At 67.2% G+C, this 16,438-nt stretch carries 11 protein-coding genes and 1 tRNA gene; 6 read left to right on the forward strand and 6 right to left on the reverse strand.

Annotation, left to right across the window (positions count from 1 at the left end; all coding sequences use genetic code 11):
• The first annotated feature begins 341 nt into the window (after positions 1 to 341).
• From HWW87_RS29995 to vioA, 5 genes are all read left to right on the forward strand, one after another.
• Complete coding sequence (locus tag HWW87_RS29995) at positions 342 to 1,496, forward strand: flagellin (protein WP_175823335.1); 1,155 nt, start codon at positions 342 to 344, stop codon at positions 1,494 to 1,496.
• A 132-nt stretch (positions 1,497 to 1,628) separates the two neighbouring features.
• Entirely contained in the window at positions 1,629 to 3,137 is a 1,509-nt protein-coding gene (gene fliD, locus HWW87_RS30000) for a flagellar filament capping protein FliD (protein WP_175823336.1), read from the forward strand.
• A 25-nt stretch (positions 3,138 to 3,162) separates the two neighbouring features.
• Positions 3,163 to 3,462 (forward strand): flagellar protein FliT, encoded by a 300-nt coding sequence (locus HWW87_RS30005; protein WP_175823337.1) that lies wholly within the window; start codon positions 3,163 to 3,165, stop codon positions 3,460 to 3,462.
• A 259-nt stretch (positions 3,463 to 3,721) separates the two neighbouring features.
• The gene (locus tag HWW87_RS30010; RefSeq protein ID WP_175823338.1) at positions 3,722 to 6,064 is read left to right on the forward strand and encodes a tetratricopeptide repeat protein; all 2,343 of its coding nucleotides are present in this window, start codon (positions 3,722 to 3,724) and stop codon (positions 6,062 to 6,064) included.
• A 30-nt stretch (positions 6,065 to 6,094) separates the two neighbouring features.
• Positions 6,095 to 7,237, forward strand: a complete 1,143-nt coding sequence (gene vioA / locus HWW87_RS30015; protein WP_175823339.1) for a dTDP-4-amino-4,6-dideoxy-D-glucose aminotransferase VioA — start codon at positions 6,095 to 6,097, stop codon at positions 7,235 to 7,237.
• Positions 7,238 to 7,247: 10 nt separating this feature from the next.
• On the opposite strand, the gene HWW87_RS30020 is transcribed toward vioA, so the two are convergent.
• From HWW87_RS30020 to HWW87_RS30040, 5 genes are all read right to left on the reverse strand, one after another.
• Positions 7,248 to 7,910: an acetyltransferase gene (locus HWW87_RS30020; protein WP_175823340.1), complete on the reverse strand. Its 663-nt coding sequence runs from the start codon at positions 7,908 to 7,910 to the stop codon at positions 7,248 to 7,250.
• Between the two features lie 93 nt (positions 7,911 to 8,003).
• Positions 8,004 to 9,944, reverse strand: a complete 1,941-nt coding sequence (locus HWW87_RS30025; protein WP_175823341.1) for a tetratricopeptide repeat protein — start codon at positions 9,942 to 9,944, stop codon at positions 8,004 to 8,006.
• Between the two features lie 39 nt (positions 9,945 to 9,983).
• A complete protein-coding gene (locus HWW87_RS30030; protein WP_175823342.1) occupies positions 9,984 to 10,727 on the reverse strand; it encodes an acetyltransferase in 744 nt (247 codons plus the stop codon).
• Between the two features lie 259 nt (positions 10,728 to 10,986).
• The gene (locus HWW87_RS30035; protein ID WP_175823343.1) at positions 10,987 to 12,591 is read right to left on the reverse strand and encodes a TIGR04222 domain-containing membrane protein; all 1,605 of its coding nucleotides are present in this window, start codon (positions 12,589 to 12,591) and stop codon (positions 10,987 to 10,989) included.
• A gap of 209 nt (positions 12,592 to 12,800) precedes the next feature.
• Positions 12,801 to 12,876 (reverse strand) — tRNA-Arg (locus tag HWW87_RS30040).
• 251 nt (positions 12,877 to 13,127) lie between these two features.
• Between HWW87_RS30040 and HWW87_RS30045 the strand changes: the two genes are divergently transcribed.
• Positions 13,128 to 14,015, forward strand: a complete 888-nt coding sequence (locus HWW87_RS30045) for a c-type cytochrome (RefSeq protein WP_175823344.1) — start codon at positions 13,128 to 13,130, stop codon at positions 14,013 to 14,015.
• Positions 14,016 to 14,127: 112 nt separating this feature from the next.
• Here HWW87_RS30045 and HWW87_RS30050 read toward each other — a convergent pair whose 3' ends face one another.
• On the reverse strand, positions 14,128 to 16,215 hold the full coding sequence (locus HWW87_RS30050; protein WP_175823345.1) for a UvrD-helicase domain-containing protein: 2,088 nt from the start codon (positions 16,213 to 16,215) through the stop codon (positions 14,128 to 14,130).
• Between the last annotated feature and the right edge of the window lie 223 nt (positions 16,216 to 16,438).

Below are 16,438 nucleotides of genomic sequence, written 5' to 3' on the forward strand. Positions count from 1 at the left end.
CCGAAACCGGCAAAGGCGTGACAGAAAATCTCAATTCAGCCCGCCATCATAGCAGGGAATCACAGACAAAACCACCCTTTTGTCGGTCGTGTGTGCACAGCGTCGCGACTGCGTCTCTCGGCCGGTTCGGCCCGGTTTCTGTCCCCGTTTAATCCGCCATCGCGCCGGACCGGGCCGAAATGACAAAGAAGGATAAAAAATCGGGCCGAATCTGCACGCGCCCCTCAAGTTTTGTTTTGGTGCGCCGAAATCCTGCTCTGAGGCGGCCAGCAATGAACGAGTGCTTCCGCCGACGCCAAAAACGGCTTTCCAGGGCTTTCGGCTTAAACAGGAGATTTTCCATGCTCGGAATTAACAGCAACATCAACTCGCTGGTTGCACAGCAGAACCTCAACGGCTCGCAAAACGCCCTGTCCCAGGCCATCACGCGCCTGTCGTCGGGCAAGCGCATCAACAGCGCAGCGGACGATGCAGCAGGCCTCGCGATCTCGACCCGGATGCAGACCCAGATCAACGGTCTGAACCAGGGCGTGTCGAACGCCAACGACGGCGTGTCGATGATTCAAACGGCTTCGAGCGCACTGTCGTCGCTGACGAACAGCCTGCAGCGTATCCGCCAGCTGGCCGTCCAGGCGTCGACGGGCACGATGTCCACGACCGACCAGGCTGCACTGCAACAGGAAGTTTCGCAGCAGATCCAGGAAGTGAACCGTATCGCGTCGCAAACGACGTACAACGGCACGAACATTCTCGACGGCTCGGCAGGCATCGTGTCGTTCCAGGTCGGCGCAAACGTCGGCCAGACGATTTCGCTGGACCTGAGCCAAAGCATGTCGGCTGCGAAGATCGGCGGCGGTCTGGTGCAGAAGGGCCAGACGGTGGGTACGGTGACGAGCCTGAGCCTCGACAGCGCCGGCGTGTACACGTCGTCGGGCGCGGCGATTACCGCGATCAACGTGCTGTCCGACGGTAAGGGCGGCTACACGTTCACCGACCAGAACGGCGGCGCCATCGCGCAAACCGTTGCCGCATCCGTGTTCGGCGCAAGCGCAACGGCCGGCACGGGCACGGCAGTCGGCGCACTGTCGATTCAAACGAGCGCAACCAGCTCGAGCATGTCGGCAGCGGCGCTCACCTCGATCACGAACGCAATCGCGCAAATCAACGCCGTCAACAAGCCGGCTACGGTGTCGAACCTCGACATCAGTACGGTCAGCGGGGCGAACGTCGCGATGGTGTCGATCGACAACGCGCTGCAGACGGTGAACAACGTTCAGGCACAACTGGGCGCGGCGCAAAACCGCTTCACGGCAATCGCCACGTCGCAGCAGGCAGAATCGACCGACCTGTCGTCGGCACAGTCGCAGATCACCGACGCGAACTTCGCGCAGGAAACCGCGAACATGTCGAAGAACCAGGTGCTGCAGCAAGCAGGCATCTCGGTGCTCGCACAGGCGAACTCGCTGCCGCAGCAGGTCCTGAAGCTCCTGCAGTAATCGCGTAGCAACCCACGGCCGGGCCCCGCGTAATGCGCGGCCCGGCCGCAGTCACTTGGCGCGCGGGGCCTCGCTCCGCCGCCAGGTCTTCATCCAGCATTTCCCGGATCACCCGCCGCACGGAGCAACACGATGTCGACGATCAATTCCGCCGTCACTGCCGCCAACAATTCGGCCAACAGCCAGCTGCAACAGGCTGCCCAATCGATCATCAGCGGTTCGACCGGCAACTCGTCGATGGACGTCAACTCGCTCGTGACGGCACTCGTCAATGCGAAGACCGCCGGCCAGGCCGCCGCGCTCAACGCGCAGCAAAGCAGCGACAACACCCAGATTTCCGCGTACGGCGCACTGTCGGCCGCGCTGAGCGCACTCCAAGCCAGCCTCACGACGCTGTCGAACGGCTCGCTGCAGAACACCTTCACCGCGACCGCGAGCGGCACCGGCCTCACCGCGACCGCGGGCGCCGGCGCAGTGGCCGGCAGCTATTCGGTCGGCGTCACGCAGATCGCGACGTCGCAATCGCTGTCGTCGGCCGCGTTCGGCGCGTCGACCGCGCTCGGCACCGGCACGATGACGCTGTCGCTCGGCAGCCAGTCGTTCACGGTTGACGTGAACAGCGCCAACAACACGCTGTCCGGCATCGCCGCCGCGATCAACACCGCGACCGGCAACCCGGGCATCGTCGCGTCGGTCGTCAACGGCAGCGACGGCGCGCACCTCGTGCTCAGCTCGACGCCGACCGGCGCGGCGAGCACGATCGGCGTCGCGCTCAGCAACGTCGCCGGCGACAACGGCCTGTCCAGCCTCGGCGTCACGTCGACGGCCAGCACGACGGGCGGCCAGTCGACGATCACGTCCGCGAACGGCAGCGCCGCGTGGAAGCAGAGCACGGCCGCGCAGGACGCCGCGTTCACGATCAACGGCATCGCCGGCACGAGCGCGAGCAACACCGTGACGAGCGCGATCACCGGCGTCACGCTGAACCTGACCAGCGCCGCCGTCAGCGCCACGCAGCCGCAAACCCTGACGGTCGCCACCGACACGAAATCCCAGGCCGCCGCGGTCAACAACTTCGCGACGCTCTACAACACGCTCGTCACGACGATGGGCTCGCTGTCGAGCTTCACGTCCGGCTCGTCGTCGCAAGGCCCGCTGCTCGGCGACTCGACGCTGAACACGATCAAGAACGCACTCGCGTCGATCGTCGCGAGCGGCGTGAACGGCAACGGCTCGACGGTCAACCTCGCGTCGATCGGCGTCACGCTGCAGGCCGACGGCACGCTGAAGGTCGACAGCACGGCGCTCAACGGCGCGCTGCAGAACAATCCGACCGGTGTCGCGTCGCTGTTCAACTCGACGAACGGAATCGGCGAGCAGTTGACGACGAACATCACGAACTACACGAAGACGAACGGACTGATCGCCGCGCGCACGACCGCGCTCAGCAACGATCTGAAGAACGTCGCCCAGCAGCAGACGACCCTGTCGAACTACGCAGCACAGCTGACCACCCAGTACCAGGCGCAGTTCACCGCGCTCAATACGCTGATGGCGACGATGAACAGCAACTCGCAATACCTGACCCAGCTGTTCGGCGGCGCGAACAGCGGCGGCGCGCTGTCGAACAACAAGAGCTGACCGCTAGCCGGACAGGAGAGCCCAGATGGAACAGACCGAACTGATTGCGCAGATCGACGCGCTCACCGACGCGATCGAACACGCGGCCGCGATGGCCGACTGGATCGAGGCCGTGCGCCTCGTCGATGCGCGCGGGTCGCTCATCGCGCTGCTCTCGACCGACCAGCCGCCCGTCGGCATCGCCGCGATCCGCCGCATCCAGGCCAGCAACGATCGCATCTTCGCCGACGCGCAACGCGCGCAGCAGGAACTGACCGACGAATACCAGGCGGCGATGAGCCGCGTGCAGGCCGTCGGCCAGTACCAGAGCATCGCGAACCGTTAAAACGCGCCGCGCGGCGTGCTCGACACGCGCGCGCCGCCAACCCGACAACAAGAACTACGCGCTGATGTGAGGGCGTGCTCGTTCGCCTCCGCGCCCGCCTCGTGCGGGCGTTTTTTTTGGGGTGCCGCGACCGCGCCGCCCCGGCCTCGGCCGACCGGTCAATCGGCCAAACTGACCGGGCTTTTCCCGTCACCTCGCGGCATCGGCGCGACGGCACGCTACCCATAATGGTATCGACCGACTTTCCGCAGATTTCATCATGTTCTCGACCGAACTGCCCGCCTCCGCCGCGCTCACGCCTGAACAGCAGCTTGCGCAGGACATTGCGCTCGTCATGGACAACGCGCTCGAGCGCCAGCGCAGCGGCGCGTTCGACGACGCCCGGGCGCTGTACGAGGCCATCCTCGACGCGGTGCCCACGCATGGCGATGCGCATTACAACCTCGCGGTGCTGATGGTCGATACGGGCCAACCGGCTGACGCGGTGCCGCATTTTGAAGCGGCCATCGGTACGAGCCCGGACAACGGCTACTACTGGGTCAGCTACATTCATGCGCTGCATCGCAGCGGGCAAACGGCCGCCGCGTGGATCGCGGTCGAAATCGCGCAGCAGCGCGGCGTGCACGGCCCGGCGCTCAACGGGCTGATCGCGCAATTGGCGTCGCCCGACGTCGTGCTCGCCACCGCCTCGGTTGCGCCGAGCGGCATCGACGCGGCGATCGTCCTGGAAACCGCGGCCGGCCCGGCCGGGAAGAGCGGCTCGGGCAAGCCGGTCCGTCGTCCGAATCAGACGCTGCTGCAAAAACACGCGGCGCTGTTCGACAAGAACAAGCACGCGGAAGCCACCGCGCTTGCACGGCAACTGGTCACCGACTACCCGGAAGACGGTGCATGCTGGCGCGCACTGTCCGCATCGCTTCACCGGGAAGGCCGCTTCGACGAAATGCTCGAGGCCGGCTTTCGCACGGTCGAATTGCTGCCGGATGAAGTACTCGTGCGCATCCTGCTCGCCGATACGCTGCGGGTGAAGAACCGTCTCGCGGAAGCCGACGAGCAGTGCAAGCGCCTGCTCCAGCTTCAGCCCGATCACGCGGAAGCCATGCGGATTCGCGGTCTCGTGCTGTTCGCGCTGCGCCGCACGGATGAAGCGGTCGCGGCCTGCCGGCGTGCGGTCGAGCTCGCGCCCGGCGCTGCCGCGCCATGCGGCACGCTCGGCTTCGTGCTGCTCGAGCTGGGCGCAACGCAGGAAGCGATCGGCTGGCTGAAGCGCTCGATCGAAATCAACCCGACCGACAGCGTCACCCACAGCAGCATGCTGTTCTGTATCGCGCACAGCAGCGAATTCGATCCGCAGGCGCTCGTTGCGGAACACCGCAAGTTCGGCGAGCGCTACGACAATCACAAGCGCAAGCGCGCGGCCGTATTCTCGAACTCGCGCGACCCGGCGCGCAAGCTGCAGGTCGGCTTCGTGTCGGGCGACCTGTTCAGCCACGCGGTCGCCTCCTACGCGGTGCCCGTGATCGAGCATCTCGCCGCCGATCCCGGCATTGCGATGCACTTCTATCACAATCACTTCGAGGAAGATCACACGTCCGAGCGCTTCAAGGCCCACGCGACGACCTGGCGCAACGTCGCCGGCATGAGCGATACGGCCTTCCTCGAACGCGTGCGCAACGACGGCATCGACATCGTGATCGACCTGTCGGGCCATACCGGCCGCAACCGGCTCGTTGCGCTGGCGCAGCGCGCGGCGCCGGTTCAGGCGTCGTGGATCGGCTATCCGGCCACGACCGGGCTCGCCGCAATGGACTACTACCTGACGGACCGGTTCGTCGCGCCGCACGGCGCATTCGACGACCAGTTCGTCGAGCAGATCGTGCGGCTGCCCGCGATCGCGCCGTTCATGCCAGCGCCGAACTGCCCGCCCGTCAACGGGCTGCCGGCGCTGCACAACGGCTATACGACGTACGCCAGTTTCAACCGCCTGAACAAGCTGAGCCCGCACGTGATCGAGGTCTGGGCGCGCGTGCTGCACGCGGACCCGACCGCACGCATGGCGCTCGGCGCGATCGGCAGCGAAGGCGACCGGCAGACGCTGACCGAATGGTTCGCCGCCGCCGGCATCGAGGCTAGCCGCCTGACGTTCCACCGGCGCTCGAACATCCCCGTTTACATGCAGCAGCACCACGGCGTCGATCTCTGTCTCGACGCGTTCCCGTACACCGGCTCGACGACGACGCTCAATGCGCTGTGGATGGGCGTGCCGACCGTGACGCTCCCCGGCGCGACGATGGCCGGGCGCGGTAGCGCGGGCTGGCTGCAGCACGTCGGGCTCGACGCGTACATCGCGACCGACGAGGACGACTTCGTCGCGAGGGCGTTGGCGCTCGGCCGCGACACCACCGCGCTGCAGGCGCTTCGCGCCGGCCTGCGAGCGCGCTGCGGGGAATCCGCCGCGTTCCGGCCGGCCGTTGTCGCGGCCGGGCTGTCGTCGGCGCTGCGCACGATGTGGACCCGCTGGTGCGCAGGAGAGCCCGTCACCGCATTCGACACGCCGCTGTTCGACGACGTGGCGACCGCACCGGCCGCGGCCGGCGCCTGAACGCCGCGCGTTATCGAGAGAGAGACCATCATGACCGCCAGCCTGCCCGCGTCGTCCGTCGCGCAACTGCCGCACGAACGCATCTACGTCACGCAGCCGCACCTGCCGCCGCTCGAGGAATTCCTGCCGTATCTCGAGAAGATCTGGGAGAGCCGCACGCTGACGAATGGCGGCCCGTTCCACCAGCAGTTCGAGCGCGCGCTGTGCGACTATCTCGGCGTGCCGTACCTGTCGCTGTTCGCGAACGGCACACTCGCGCTCGTCACCGCGCTGCAGGCGCTGCGCATTACCGGCGAGGTGATCACGACACCGTACTCGTTCGTCGCGACCGCCCATTCGCTGCTGTGGAACGGCATCAAACCGGTATTCGTCGACGTCGCGCCCGGCACGCTCAATCTCGACCCCGCACGCATCGAGGCGGCGATCACGCCGCAGACCACCGCGATCATGCCCGTGCATTGCTACGGCAATCCGTGCGACGTCGACGCGATCCAGAAGATCGCCGACAACTACAACCTGCGCGTGATCTACGACGCGGCGCACGCGTTCGGCGTGCAGAACGCCGACGGCAGCGTGCTCGCGCACGGCGACCTGTCGGTGCTGAGCTTTCATGCGACGAAGGTGTTCAACACGTTCGAGGGCGGCGCGATCATCTGCCCCGACGCGAAGACCAAGCAGCGGATCGACCACCTGAAGAACTTCGGCTTCGTCGACGAGGTCACCGTCGTCGCGCCCGGCATCAACGGCAAGATGAGCGAAATCAACGCCGCGTTCGGGATGCTGCAGTTGCAGCATATCGACGGCGCACTCGCGCGCCGCCGCGAGATCGACACGTTGTACCGCACGCTGCTCGCCGACGTGCGCGGTATCCGCTGTGTGCCGCTCGGCGGCCAGACCGTCGCGAACCATGCGTATTTCGCGATCCTCGTCGACGAAGACTATCCGCTCGACCGCGATGCGCTGTACCAGAAGCTGCGCGACTACGACGTGTACGCGCGCCGCTACTTCCATCCGCTGATTTCGGAATTTCCGATGTACCGCGGGCTGCCGTCCGCAAGCCGCGACAACCTGCCGGTCGCAACGGAGGCCGCGCGCAAGGTGTTGTGCCTGCCGATCTACCCCGCGCTCAGCGACGACATGGTTCGCCGCATCGTCGAGCTGATCGCCTTCTGACTCGCGGCGCCTACAGGTAACGCTCGTCGACCGCGCGCACACGGATCCGGCGCGCCGGGTTGCCGTACGCAACCGTGTACGGCTCGACGTCGTGCAGTACGACCGCACCCGCGCCGACGACGCTATGCTCGCCAACTGCAATCCGGTGCCGCAGCATCGCGCCGAGGCCGATCGCCGCGCCGCGACCGATCCGGCAGTTGCCGCCCGTGACGACGCCTGGCGCGAGGCTCGAGAAATCCTCCATCACGCCGTCGTGGTCGAGCGACGCATTCGTGTTGACGATGCATCCTGCGCCGATCGAGCAGCTCGGGTTGATCACCGCGCCGGCCATCACGACCGTGCCCGCGCCAATCGTCGACGCCTTGCCGACGCGCGCGGCCGGATGCACCGCCGACACGCACGGCAAGCCCGGCACGAGCGCCGCGAGACCGGCCGTCACGTTCTCGCGTGCATGATTGTCGCCAATGGCGACCAACAGCCCGGCGATCCCGTGCTGGTCGATCAGCTGCGGCACATCGCGCTCTGCGCCCAGCACCGCGTAGCCGAGCGTCTCCTCGCCGGCGGCGCGGAACGAATCGATCAGCCCGGCGATCCGGTACCTGCCGGCCTGTTCGACGATGTCGATCACGACCTTGGCGTGACCGGAAGAGCCGACGATGACGATGTTTTCCACGAAGGCCTCGATTGATCTGAAAGGGACGGGCACCATGGCCGCGTTCCCGGCAGTATGCCGTGTCACTGCGACCACGCGTCGCCCGCCGTCGCGTCAGACGGTATGCGCCGTTTCGTCCGCCGTCACGCGTCCGTCGGCATAATGCGCGGCAAACGCCGCCCGCAACCGCTCGGCCATCTGGATCCAGCTTTCGCCGCGCCCGCGCCGAAACAACCGCACCGTGCCCGGATACCAAGGCGAATCGTCACGGTCATGCATCCACCGCCAGTCCACGTCCTGATTCGGCAGCAGCACCCAGCACGGCTTGCCGAGCGATGCGGCCAGATGCGCGATCGACGTGTCGACGCATACCACGAGATCGAGTTGCGCGACGATCGCGGCCGTATCGGTGAAATCGTCGATCTCCGAGCCCAGGTGCAGCAACGGCAGCCCGCCCGGCGGCTGGCGCGCTTCGTCCTCGCCCTGCCCCTTCTGCAGGCTCACGAAATTCACGCCCGGCACGCTCCACAGCGGCGTCAGTAGCGCCAGCGACGGCAGCGAACGGTGTGCGTCGTTGTGATGCTTCGGGTTGCCTTTCCACACGAGGCCGACGCGCGGGCCGGCCGGCAGCGCATCGAGGCGCGCGCCCCAGTGCGCGACGCGCGCCGGATTAAGTACGAACCGCACTGGCGGCGGGATCGTGTCGAGCGTCGTGCCGGCGTGCATCGGCGCGCTCAACAGGCTCGTCCAGTAATCGAATTGCGCGGCCTGCGCCGTGGCCGTCTCGTGATCGAGCACCGCGTCGACGCCGGCGACCGTCTCCATCAGCCGATGCAGCGCCGGCTGGCACGCAAAGACCACCCGTCCTGCCTGCCGCGCGCGAAACTCCGCGAAATAGCGACTGAATTGCAGCATGTCGCCGAGGCCGTCCTCCTGCCACACGAGCAGCGTCTTGCCGGCCAGCGGCTCGCCTTGCCACTGCGCGCACCGCAGCACCTCGCGGGTCCGGCGGTGCACGAAAGTCGACTGCTCGTAGCGCGATTCGTAGCGGCGCCAGCCTTCCTCGAACCGGCCCGCGCCGAGCAGCAGCGTCGCCAGCCCGAAGCGCGCATCGTCGTAGTCGGCACGCAGGTCGAGCGCGCGGCGGTATGCGCGCTCGGCATCGTCGAGGCGGCCCGCATGCACGAACGTCGTGCCGAGGTTGTAGTGCGCTTCGGCCATCTGCGGCGCGAGCGCCAGCGCATCGGCGAACGCGATGGCCGCTTCGTCGTGGCGGCCCTGCGCACGCAGGACGCAGCCGAGATTGTTGTGGGCCTGCGGCAGGCCGGGCCGGCAGCGGATTGCGTCGCGATAGGCCGCTTCCGCTTCGGGCAGGCGATCGAGGTTCTGCAGCGCGATGCCGAGGTTGTAATGCGCTTCCGGATGATCCCGACACAGTGCAATCGTCTGCCGGCTGGCCGCCTCCGCTTCCGGCAGTCGCTGCATGTCGACGAGAATCGCACCGAGATTCGCATGCGCGAGCACGTGGTCGGGGCGAACGGCGATCGCGAGCCGGTACGCGAGCTCGGCCTCCGCCGGGCGGACGAGGACGCGAAGCAGGTTGCCGAGATCGGTCAGCACGTCGGGCGACTGCGGCTCGATCAGCAGTGCCTGCCCGAACGCCTGTTCGGCCTCGTCGAGCCGCCCGAGCGCTTCGAGCACCTTGCCGAACCGGTGATGGTGCGACGCGCGTAGCGGCGTGACGGAGGCGAGCTGCCGGCGCAGGAGCGCTTCGGCTTCGGGCAAGCGGCCCTGCGACACCAGCAGCGCGCCGAGGCCATCGTAGGGTGGTTCGAACGCCGGCATCGCGTCGATCGCGCGCCGCCACCAGGCTTCCGCATCCACCGGGCGGTTCAGGCCCAGCGCGCTGACGGCCGCGACGTGCAGCGCTGCGACGGTTGGCGACGGCCGGTCGAGCAGCGGCGCGACGTGCGACAGCGCGTCGGCAAACTGTCCGTTCTGGCACAGGGCCGCGGCGTGTTGAACCGGTGCGGATTCGTCGAGAGCGGGTGTCATGTCATGCGGCGCTGCGCGGCGCGCATCGTCGACAGTCGGTCAGGCGGGCGCCGGTACGACGGCCGGCTGACCAGACTCACGCACCGCACGGTCCTTGGCTTCCTGGAGCGCCGCGAGCGTGTCGAGCGCACGCCCTTCGTCGGCGGTCAGGTCGACCAGAAATGCGTCGTTGTTCTGCTTGACCCACTCGAGCGGCATATCCCACCACGCAAGCTGCAGCAGTCGTTCGCGCACTTTCTCCGTGAAGCGGAAGCGCACCAGACGGGCCGGCGAACCGGCATAGATTCCGTACGCCTCGGTGCGGAAATTGGGGGGAATGACGGCCCGCGCGCCGATCACGCAGCCGCTTTCGATCTGGCTGCCACCGAGGAATAGCGCCTCGTCGCCGATCCAGACGTCGTTGTGAATCACGGTATCCGCGTATTGCGGCATCGGCGCCTGGGTGAGGCCGTTACCGTAGATGCTGAACATGCTCGTGGAAATCGTGCGCATCTCGTGCTGACCGTTCAACAGGAATCGCAGGCGCAGTCCACCGGCCACGTACTTGCCGATCACGAGTTTCTGATGGTCCAGGTCGTACTTTGCGATCGAGCCCACGCCGATCTGCGAGCACCGGCCGATATGAAACGTACCGACCTGCGGCTCTTCATCGGCCCAGTTGCGGAAAAAATTGTTCGGAATCGCCGAGAAGGCACCGTCCCGGTAGCCCAGCACGATGAAATGCTTCGCCCACGAATGGTCGGACAGCACGCCAATACAATCGTCGGAGGTCGTAACGTTCATACACGGTCGCGGGTTGGCCGGCGCGGCAGCACAATGTCGCAGCCGCCCGGTGCGGAATGGGAAACCGACGCGACACGTCGGTCGCAGTCGTGGACGACGCAGTATAGAAAGTGCGCGGCGACAACCGATCATCAAAAAGAACGGCGTTCTGGCTTCTGTTCCGTCGATGGCACGAATGCCCGGGAATCCGCGACCGGGATGGCGCGGGCGTCGAACCGGGCTTGCGCCCGGCGTGGTCGACGCGCTCCCCCGCTCTCGCTCAGCTCGACGAACACCCGCCGCAACTGCTCGAACTGCACGAACTCGACGAACTGCAGCTCGACGACGAGCCACCGCCGTCGGACGAATCGAACGAAGTACCACCGCCCGCTTTCGCCGCGGCGACCGACGGCACCCGCGACGCGGCCAGCACCGGGCCTGCATACGCCGACCATACGGTACCGGCCAGCGCGCCTGCGCCGAACAGCGCTGCGGTCCACAGCAACGGGTCCGGATCGTCACGTTCGGCGTCGCGTATCCCGGACGCTCCCTGCGCGCCGCGTACGTGCCGCGCGTCGCGCGCAGCCCGCGGATCGTGCGCGATCCGGCGCTCAAGCAGCGCGGCGCGCCCGGCCGCCGTTGCGCCGCCGCGCCCGAAGCCGGTCAGCCTTCCAGCGACGATCCGGTACGCGATCGCGAACACCGCCATGCAGATGCACAGCAGCAGCACGGGCCGTCCGCGGCTCAAACCGACCGCAAGCTTCGCGGCGCCCGTGCCGAACACGAGCAGCGCGATCGCGCGCGCGGCCATCCGGGACGCGCGCAATTCGCCGGGCGCCCAGAACCAGCCCTGCGCACGCATCCCGTCGACGACCTCCTGCGCGTACCTCGCAAGCCGCTCCCGAAACACGCCGTAGCGCACGGTGCCGGACGGTTGCTCGTTGAGCCACGCGCAGTAGTCGTCGTACCGGCCGGCGCGCTCCAGATCCGCGATCTTCACGTAGCTGCCTTGCCGGTGAACGCTCCACAAGTCGACCGCGCCCGCATGCGCGAGCGACATCGTCACGACCTGCGCGACCCGCGCTTCGCCGCCGGTGAGATAGGCGACTTCGTCGGCGCTCAGTCCGGACGAAGCCTTACGCGTGCGCCGGCCCCACCGACGGATGCGAAACTCGGTGGCGTGTAACGCGACGATCAGCAGCAACGCGAGGAGGCAGGCCGGCACGTAGAACGCGAGAAACTGCGGTCCCGTGTAGTCCAGCACGTTGAGATCCTGCGCCGATGCGCAGGTCGCGGCCACGCTCGCGGCGGCCGCCGGCCACGCGAGTTTCGGCAGACGGTTGCGCCATGCGCGGCGTGGCGCCACGGCGGCCATGGCCTCAGCCTGCTGCGTTCCCGCCTCAGCCTCAGCCTCGGCCTGTCGATCGACGGGACGCGGCCAGATCGATGCCGGCGGCTCGCAGCCGAACAGCCGGCGATAGCTGTCGAGCGTGTCGCGATAGCGCCGCGCGTACACGGCGGCCTCGTCCGGCGCGCCGGTACCGGGCAGGTGGTGCAGCGGCGCGCGCAGCACGCCGGCGCAGAAGACGTCCCAGTATTCAAGCGTGTATTGCAGATGGAAATGCCACGCGGCATCGACCGCGACCGACGGCGTGACCGGATGCCCGGCCGCCTGCGCGAGAAACGCGAAGCGCTTGTATTCGTCGATTACGGCCAGCGCATGGTCGTGCGACCAGCCTTCGGCTTCGGCGAGACGCCGGCTGTACGGCAGCGGTGCGTGAGGATCGTCGGGGGAATACGCGTGCAGACGCGCGAGCAGCGCATGCTGCGCATCGGTCAGCGCGCAGGCATCGACTGCGTTCGAGGTAGGCGGAATGGCAGCCATCGGGAGTCGGCGCGATGCGCGGACGGCCGCCGCGATCGACGCTTGAGTTGTCGTTGCGGGGGATTCTCGCACAATGGAATGGCGGAGAAATAGCGTGGGAACGGTGCGGGAAATGACGATGCGATGCCGATACGTCCGTGCAGTGACGCGACGCTTGGATTACTTCAGGAAAACAGATCGGGAAATTCGACGCCTGGAATCAGGCCGTTTGGCGCGCCCGGCTGGGATCGAACCAGCAACCCCTGCCTTCGGAGGGCAGTACTCTATCCATTGAGCTACGGGCGCGTGAGACAGTGAAGCGACCCCATATACAGGCCGCCCACGATTGGCAAGACGGCAAGGATACCCGGTTTCCCATGACGCGTCCACCTTGCCCGCCGAATCGCCGCCGGACGGCCCTGCGTGCGGGTAAACACGCGCCATCGCGCCGCTCGCCGTGATGTAAACGTTCCGTCTATAATCGTCCGTGCTTCATTGGACTGCCATTTTGCCGTTGCACCGCGCTCACAATTCCTATTCACGGAGACGAGGCAAGCATGAGCGAAGCACCCCACGAATCTCCCGTCAAAACCCCCGGGCAGCTGATTGCCGTCATCATCGCGTCGTTCGCGATTCCGATCGTCCTGATCGTCCTGTTCGCCACTTACGCGAACCATGCGTTCCGTTCCGGCGCCGGCACGGACGCGCTATCCGACGAGCAGGTCGCCGCACGTATCGCCCCGCTCGCGAAGGTCGACGTGAAGGACGCCAACGCGCCCCGCACGTACAAGACCGGCGAGGAAGTCTACAAGGCCGTCTGCGTAACCTGCCACGGCACCGGCGCCGCCGGCGCGCCGAAGTTCGGCAACAAGGACGACTGGGCGCCCCGCATCTCGCAAGGCTTCGACACGCTGCTGAAGACGGCCCTCGCGGGCAAGGGCGCGATGCCGGCGCGCGGCGGCACGAGCCCCGACGACGTCAGCGACTATGAAATCGCCCGCGCGATCATCTACATGGCGAACAACGACGGCGCGAACTTCCCCGAACCGGCCGCGCCGGCCGCCAACGCGGCGCAACCCGCCAGCGGCGCGCCCGCCTCCGGCGCCGACGCGTCGAACGCGCAGGCCGCCGCTGCCATGGCTGCGATCGCCGCGATTCCGAAGGCTGGCGAAAAGCCCGCGGCCGCCCCGGCCGGCGCCGATGCGGCAACGGCCGGCAAGGCGCTGTACGCGTCGACCTGCCAGGCCTGCCACGCAGCCGGCGTGCTCGGCGCGCCGAAGTTCGGCAGCAAGGAAGACTGGGCGCCGCGCCTGAAGGAATCGATGGATACGGTCTACAACTACGCGCTGCACGGCAAGGGCGCGATGCCGCCGAAGGGCGGGTCGAACGCGTCGGATGCCGACGTGAAGGCGGCCGTCGACTACATGGTCAACTCGGCGAAGTAACGCACCCACTCGGCCATCCGTAAAAAACCCCCGCGGCGCCTGCGCATCGCGGGGGTTTCTTTTTTGTGTTGCCGGTTCGCCGCGCCATCGTGCTCGCGGCGGCGCCGCCGCGTCACTTCTGCAGCAATGCCTTCAGGCTCGCGAGCCGGTCCTTCGGGGACATCGGCGCCTCTTCCGGCGTCGGCGGCGGCGCCTCGTCGAGCCCCATCTCCGGAATGAAGCGCGACGGTTCGCACACGACCGTCTCGCGCGCCCGCTTGCGCTTCTTGCACCAGTTCAGGTGCAGGCTGCGCTGCGCGCGGGTGATCGCGACGTACATCAGCCGGCGCTCCTCCTCGATCCGCTCGTTGTCGATCGGGCCGTCGTCCTCGCTGCCGCCGCGGTGCGGCATGATGCCTTCCTCGACGCCGACCAGGAACACGTGCGGATACTCGAGCCCCTTCGACGCATGGACGGTCGACAGCCGCACGGCGTCCGGATCCTCGTCCTTGCCCTCGAGCATCGACATCAGCGCGACGGTCTGGATCAGGCCGAGCAGGTTCTTGCCCGTATCGGCGAGCCCGTCCGCGTTGTGGAAACCTTCGGCCTCGCCATCGACGGCCGCCGTCTCGGGCTTCGTGCCCTTGCGCTTCAGCCATTCGAGGAATTCGAGCACGTTCTGCCACTTCGACTGCGCCTGCCGCTCGTCGAACGCGTCGTACAGGTACGCCTCGTAGTGGATCGCCTCCATCATGTCGTCGAGCACGACGGTCGCGGGCTCCTTGTCCGCGCGCTCGGTCAGGCGCTGGATGAAGTCGCAGAACATCCGCAGCGGCTCGACCTGGCGCGCCGACAGCCGCGCCTCGATCCCGCCCATGTACACGGCCTCGAACAGCGACACCTTCGCCTGCCCCGCGAACGAGCCGAGCGCCTCGAGCGTCGTGTTGCCGATCCCGCGGCGCGGCGTCGTGACCGCGCGGATGAACGCGGGATCGTCGTCGGCGTTCGCGATCAGCCGCAGGTACGCGCACAGGTCCTTGATCTCGGCCTTGTCGAAGAACGACTGGCCGCCGGACAGCACGTACGGGATCCGCTCGCGCCGCAGCACCTGTTCGAAGATCCGCGCCTGGAAGTTGCCGCGGTACAGGATCGCGTAGTCGCGGAACTGCGCGCGCCGCTCGAACTTGTGCGCGGACAGCCGGAATACGACCGATTCGGCCTCGTGCTCCTCGTCGTTGCACGGCGTGACGGTGATCGAATCGCCCATCCCGTGCTCGGACCACAGCTTCTTCTCGAACAACTTCGGGTTGTTCGCGATCACGTTGTTCGCGGCGGTCAGGATCCGCACCGTCGACCGGTAGTTCTGCTCGAGCTTGATCACGTGCAGCTTCGGGAAATCCTTGCCGAGCTGCGCGAGGTTCTCGAGCGTCGCGCCGCGCCAGCCGTAGATCGCCTGGTCGTCGTCGCCGACCGCCGTGAACGCGGCGCGCGGGCCCGCGAGCTGCTTCAGCAGCTCGTACTGGCACGCATTGGTGTCCTGGTACTCGTCGATCAGCAGGTAGCGCAGCTTGTTCTGCCAGCGGTCGCGCACCTGCTCGTTCTTCGCGAACAGCTCGGCAGGCAGGCGGATCAAATCGTCGAAGTCGACCGCCTGATACGCGTGCAGCGTCGCCACGTAGTTGCGGTAGACCAGCGCGGCCTGGTGCTCGTCCTCGTTGGCCGCGATCGCCATCGCCTCGTCGGGCATGATCAGGCCGTTCTTCCACAGCGAGATGATGCTCTGGATCTTGCGGATCAGCCCCTTGTCGGTCGTGCCGAGCTGCTCCTGGATCATTCCGAAGCAGTCGTCCGAATCCATGATCGAGAACTGCGGCTTCAGGCCGACGTGCTCGGCCTCCTGGCGCAGGATCTGCACGCCGAGCGAGTGGAACGTGCAGACGGTGAGCTGGTTGACGGGCACCTTGCGGCCTTCCTTGCCGGGCGTGGTGAGCGTCTTGCCCTCGAGCAGCTTCGACACGCGCTCGCGCATTTCGGCGGCCGCCTTGTTCGTGAACGTGACGGCGGCGATATGGCGCGGCTCGAAGCCTTTCGCTTCGATCAGGTGCGCGATCTTCTGCGTGATCACGCGGGTCTTGCCGCTGCCCGCGCCGGCGAGCACGAGGCAGGGACCGTCGAGGTAGCGCACCGCTTCATTCTGAGCGGGATTGAGGCCTGCGGACATGATGGCGGATGGTGTTGCGGTTGACGGCGAACGCCGGGAGGATGCCGTGCGCGGCAGGCTGGCGAAGCAGGCGGACACGCGGGCAGGACGCGCATGTTAACACGTCGGCGGCGGGTATTTCGGGCGCACCGCCGGACGGGGGCCAGCAGGCTTGCCGAGCAGGCGCCCCCTGTCCGTTCGGCGCGGTCGTGCCTGTCCGCTCGGCCAATCTGGCCCCGTCCGC

Origin of the sequence: Burkholderia sp. BCC0419 (assembly GCF_902830285.1) — a bacterium.
GTDB lineage: Bacteria > Pseudomonadota > Gammaproteobacteria > Burkholderiales > Burkholderiaceae > Burkholderia.

Bases quoted from the DNA above. Each gene is read 5' to 3' on its own strand.
- HWW87_RS29995 (WP_175823335.1), top strand. From the start codon at position 342: ATGCTCGGAATTAACAGCAACATCAACTCGCTGGTTGCACAGCAGAAC.
- fliD (WP_175823336.1), top strand. From the start codon at position 1,629: ATGTCGACGATCAATTCCGCCGTCACTGCCGCCAACAATTCGGCCAAC.
- HWW87_RS30005 (WP_175823337.1), top strand. From the start codon at position 3,163: ATGGAACAGACCGAACTGATTGCGCAGATCGACGCGCTCACCGACGCG.
- HWW87_RS30010 (WP_175823338.1), top strand. From the start codon at position 3,722: ATGTTCTCGACCGAACTGCCCGCCTCCGCCGCGCTCACGCCTGAACAG.
- vioA (WP_175823339.1), top strand. From the start codon at position 6,095: ATGACCGCCAGCCTGCCCGCGTCGTCCGTCGCGCAACTGCCGCACGAA.
- HWW87_RS30025 (WP_175823341.1), bottom strand. From the start codon at position 9,944: ATGACACCCGCTCTCGACGAATCCGCACCGGTTCAACACGCCGCGGCC.
- HWW87_RS30030 (WP_175823342.1), bottom strand. From the start codon at position 10,727: ATGAACGTTACGACCTCCGACGATTGTATTGGCGTGCTGTCCGACCAT.
- HWW87_RS30035 (WP_175823343.1), bottom strand. From the start codon at position 12,591: ATGGCTGCCATTCCGCCTACCTCGAACGCAGTCGATGCCTGCGCGCTG.
- HWW87_RS30045 (WP_175823344.1), top strand. From the start codon at position 13,128: ATGAGCGAAGCACCCCACGAATCTCCCGTCAAAACCCCCGGGCAGCTG.
- HWW87_RS30050 (WP_175823345.1), bottom strand. From the start codon at position 16,215: ATGTCCGCAGGCCTCAATCCCGCTCAGAATGAAGCGGTGCGCTACCTC.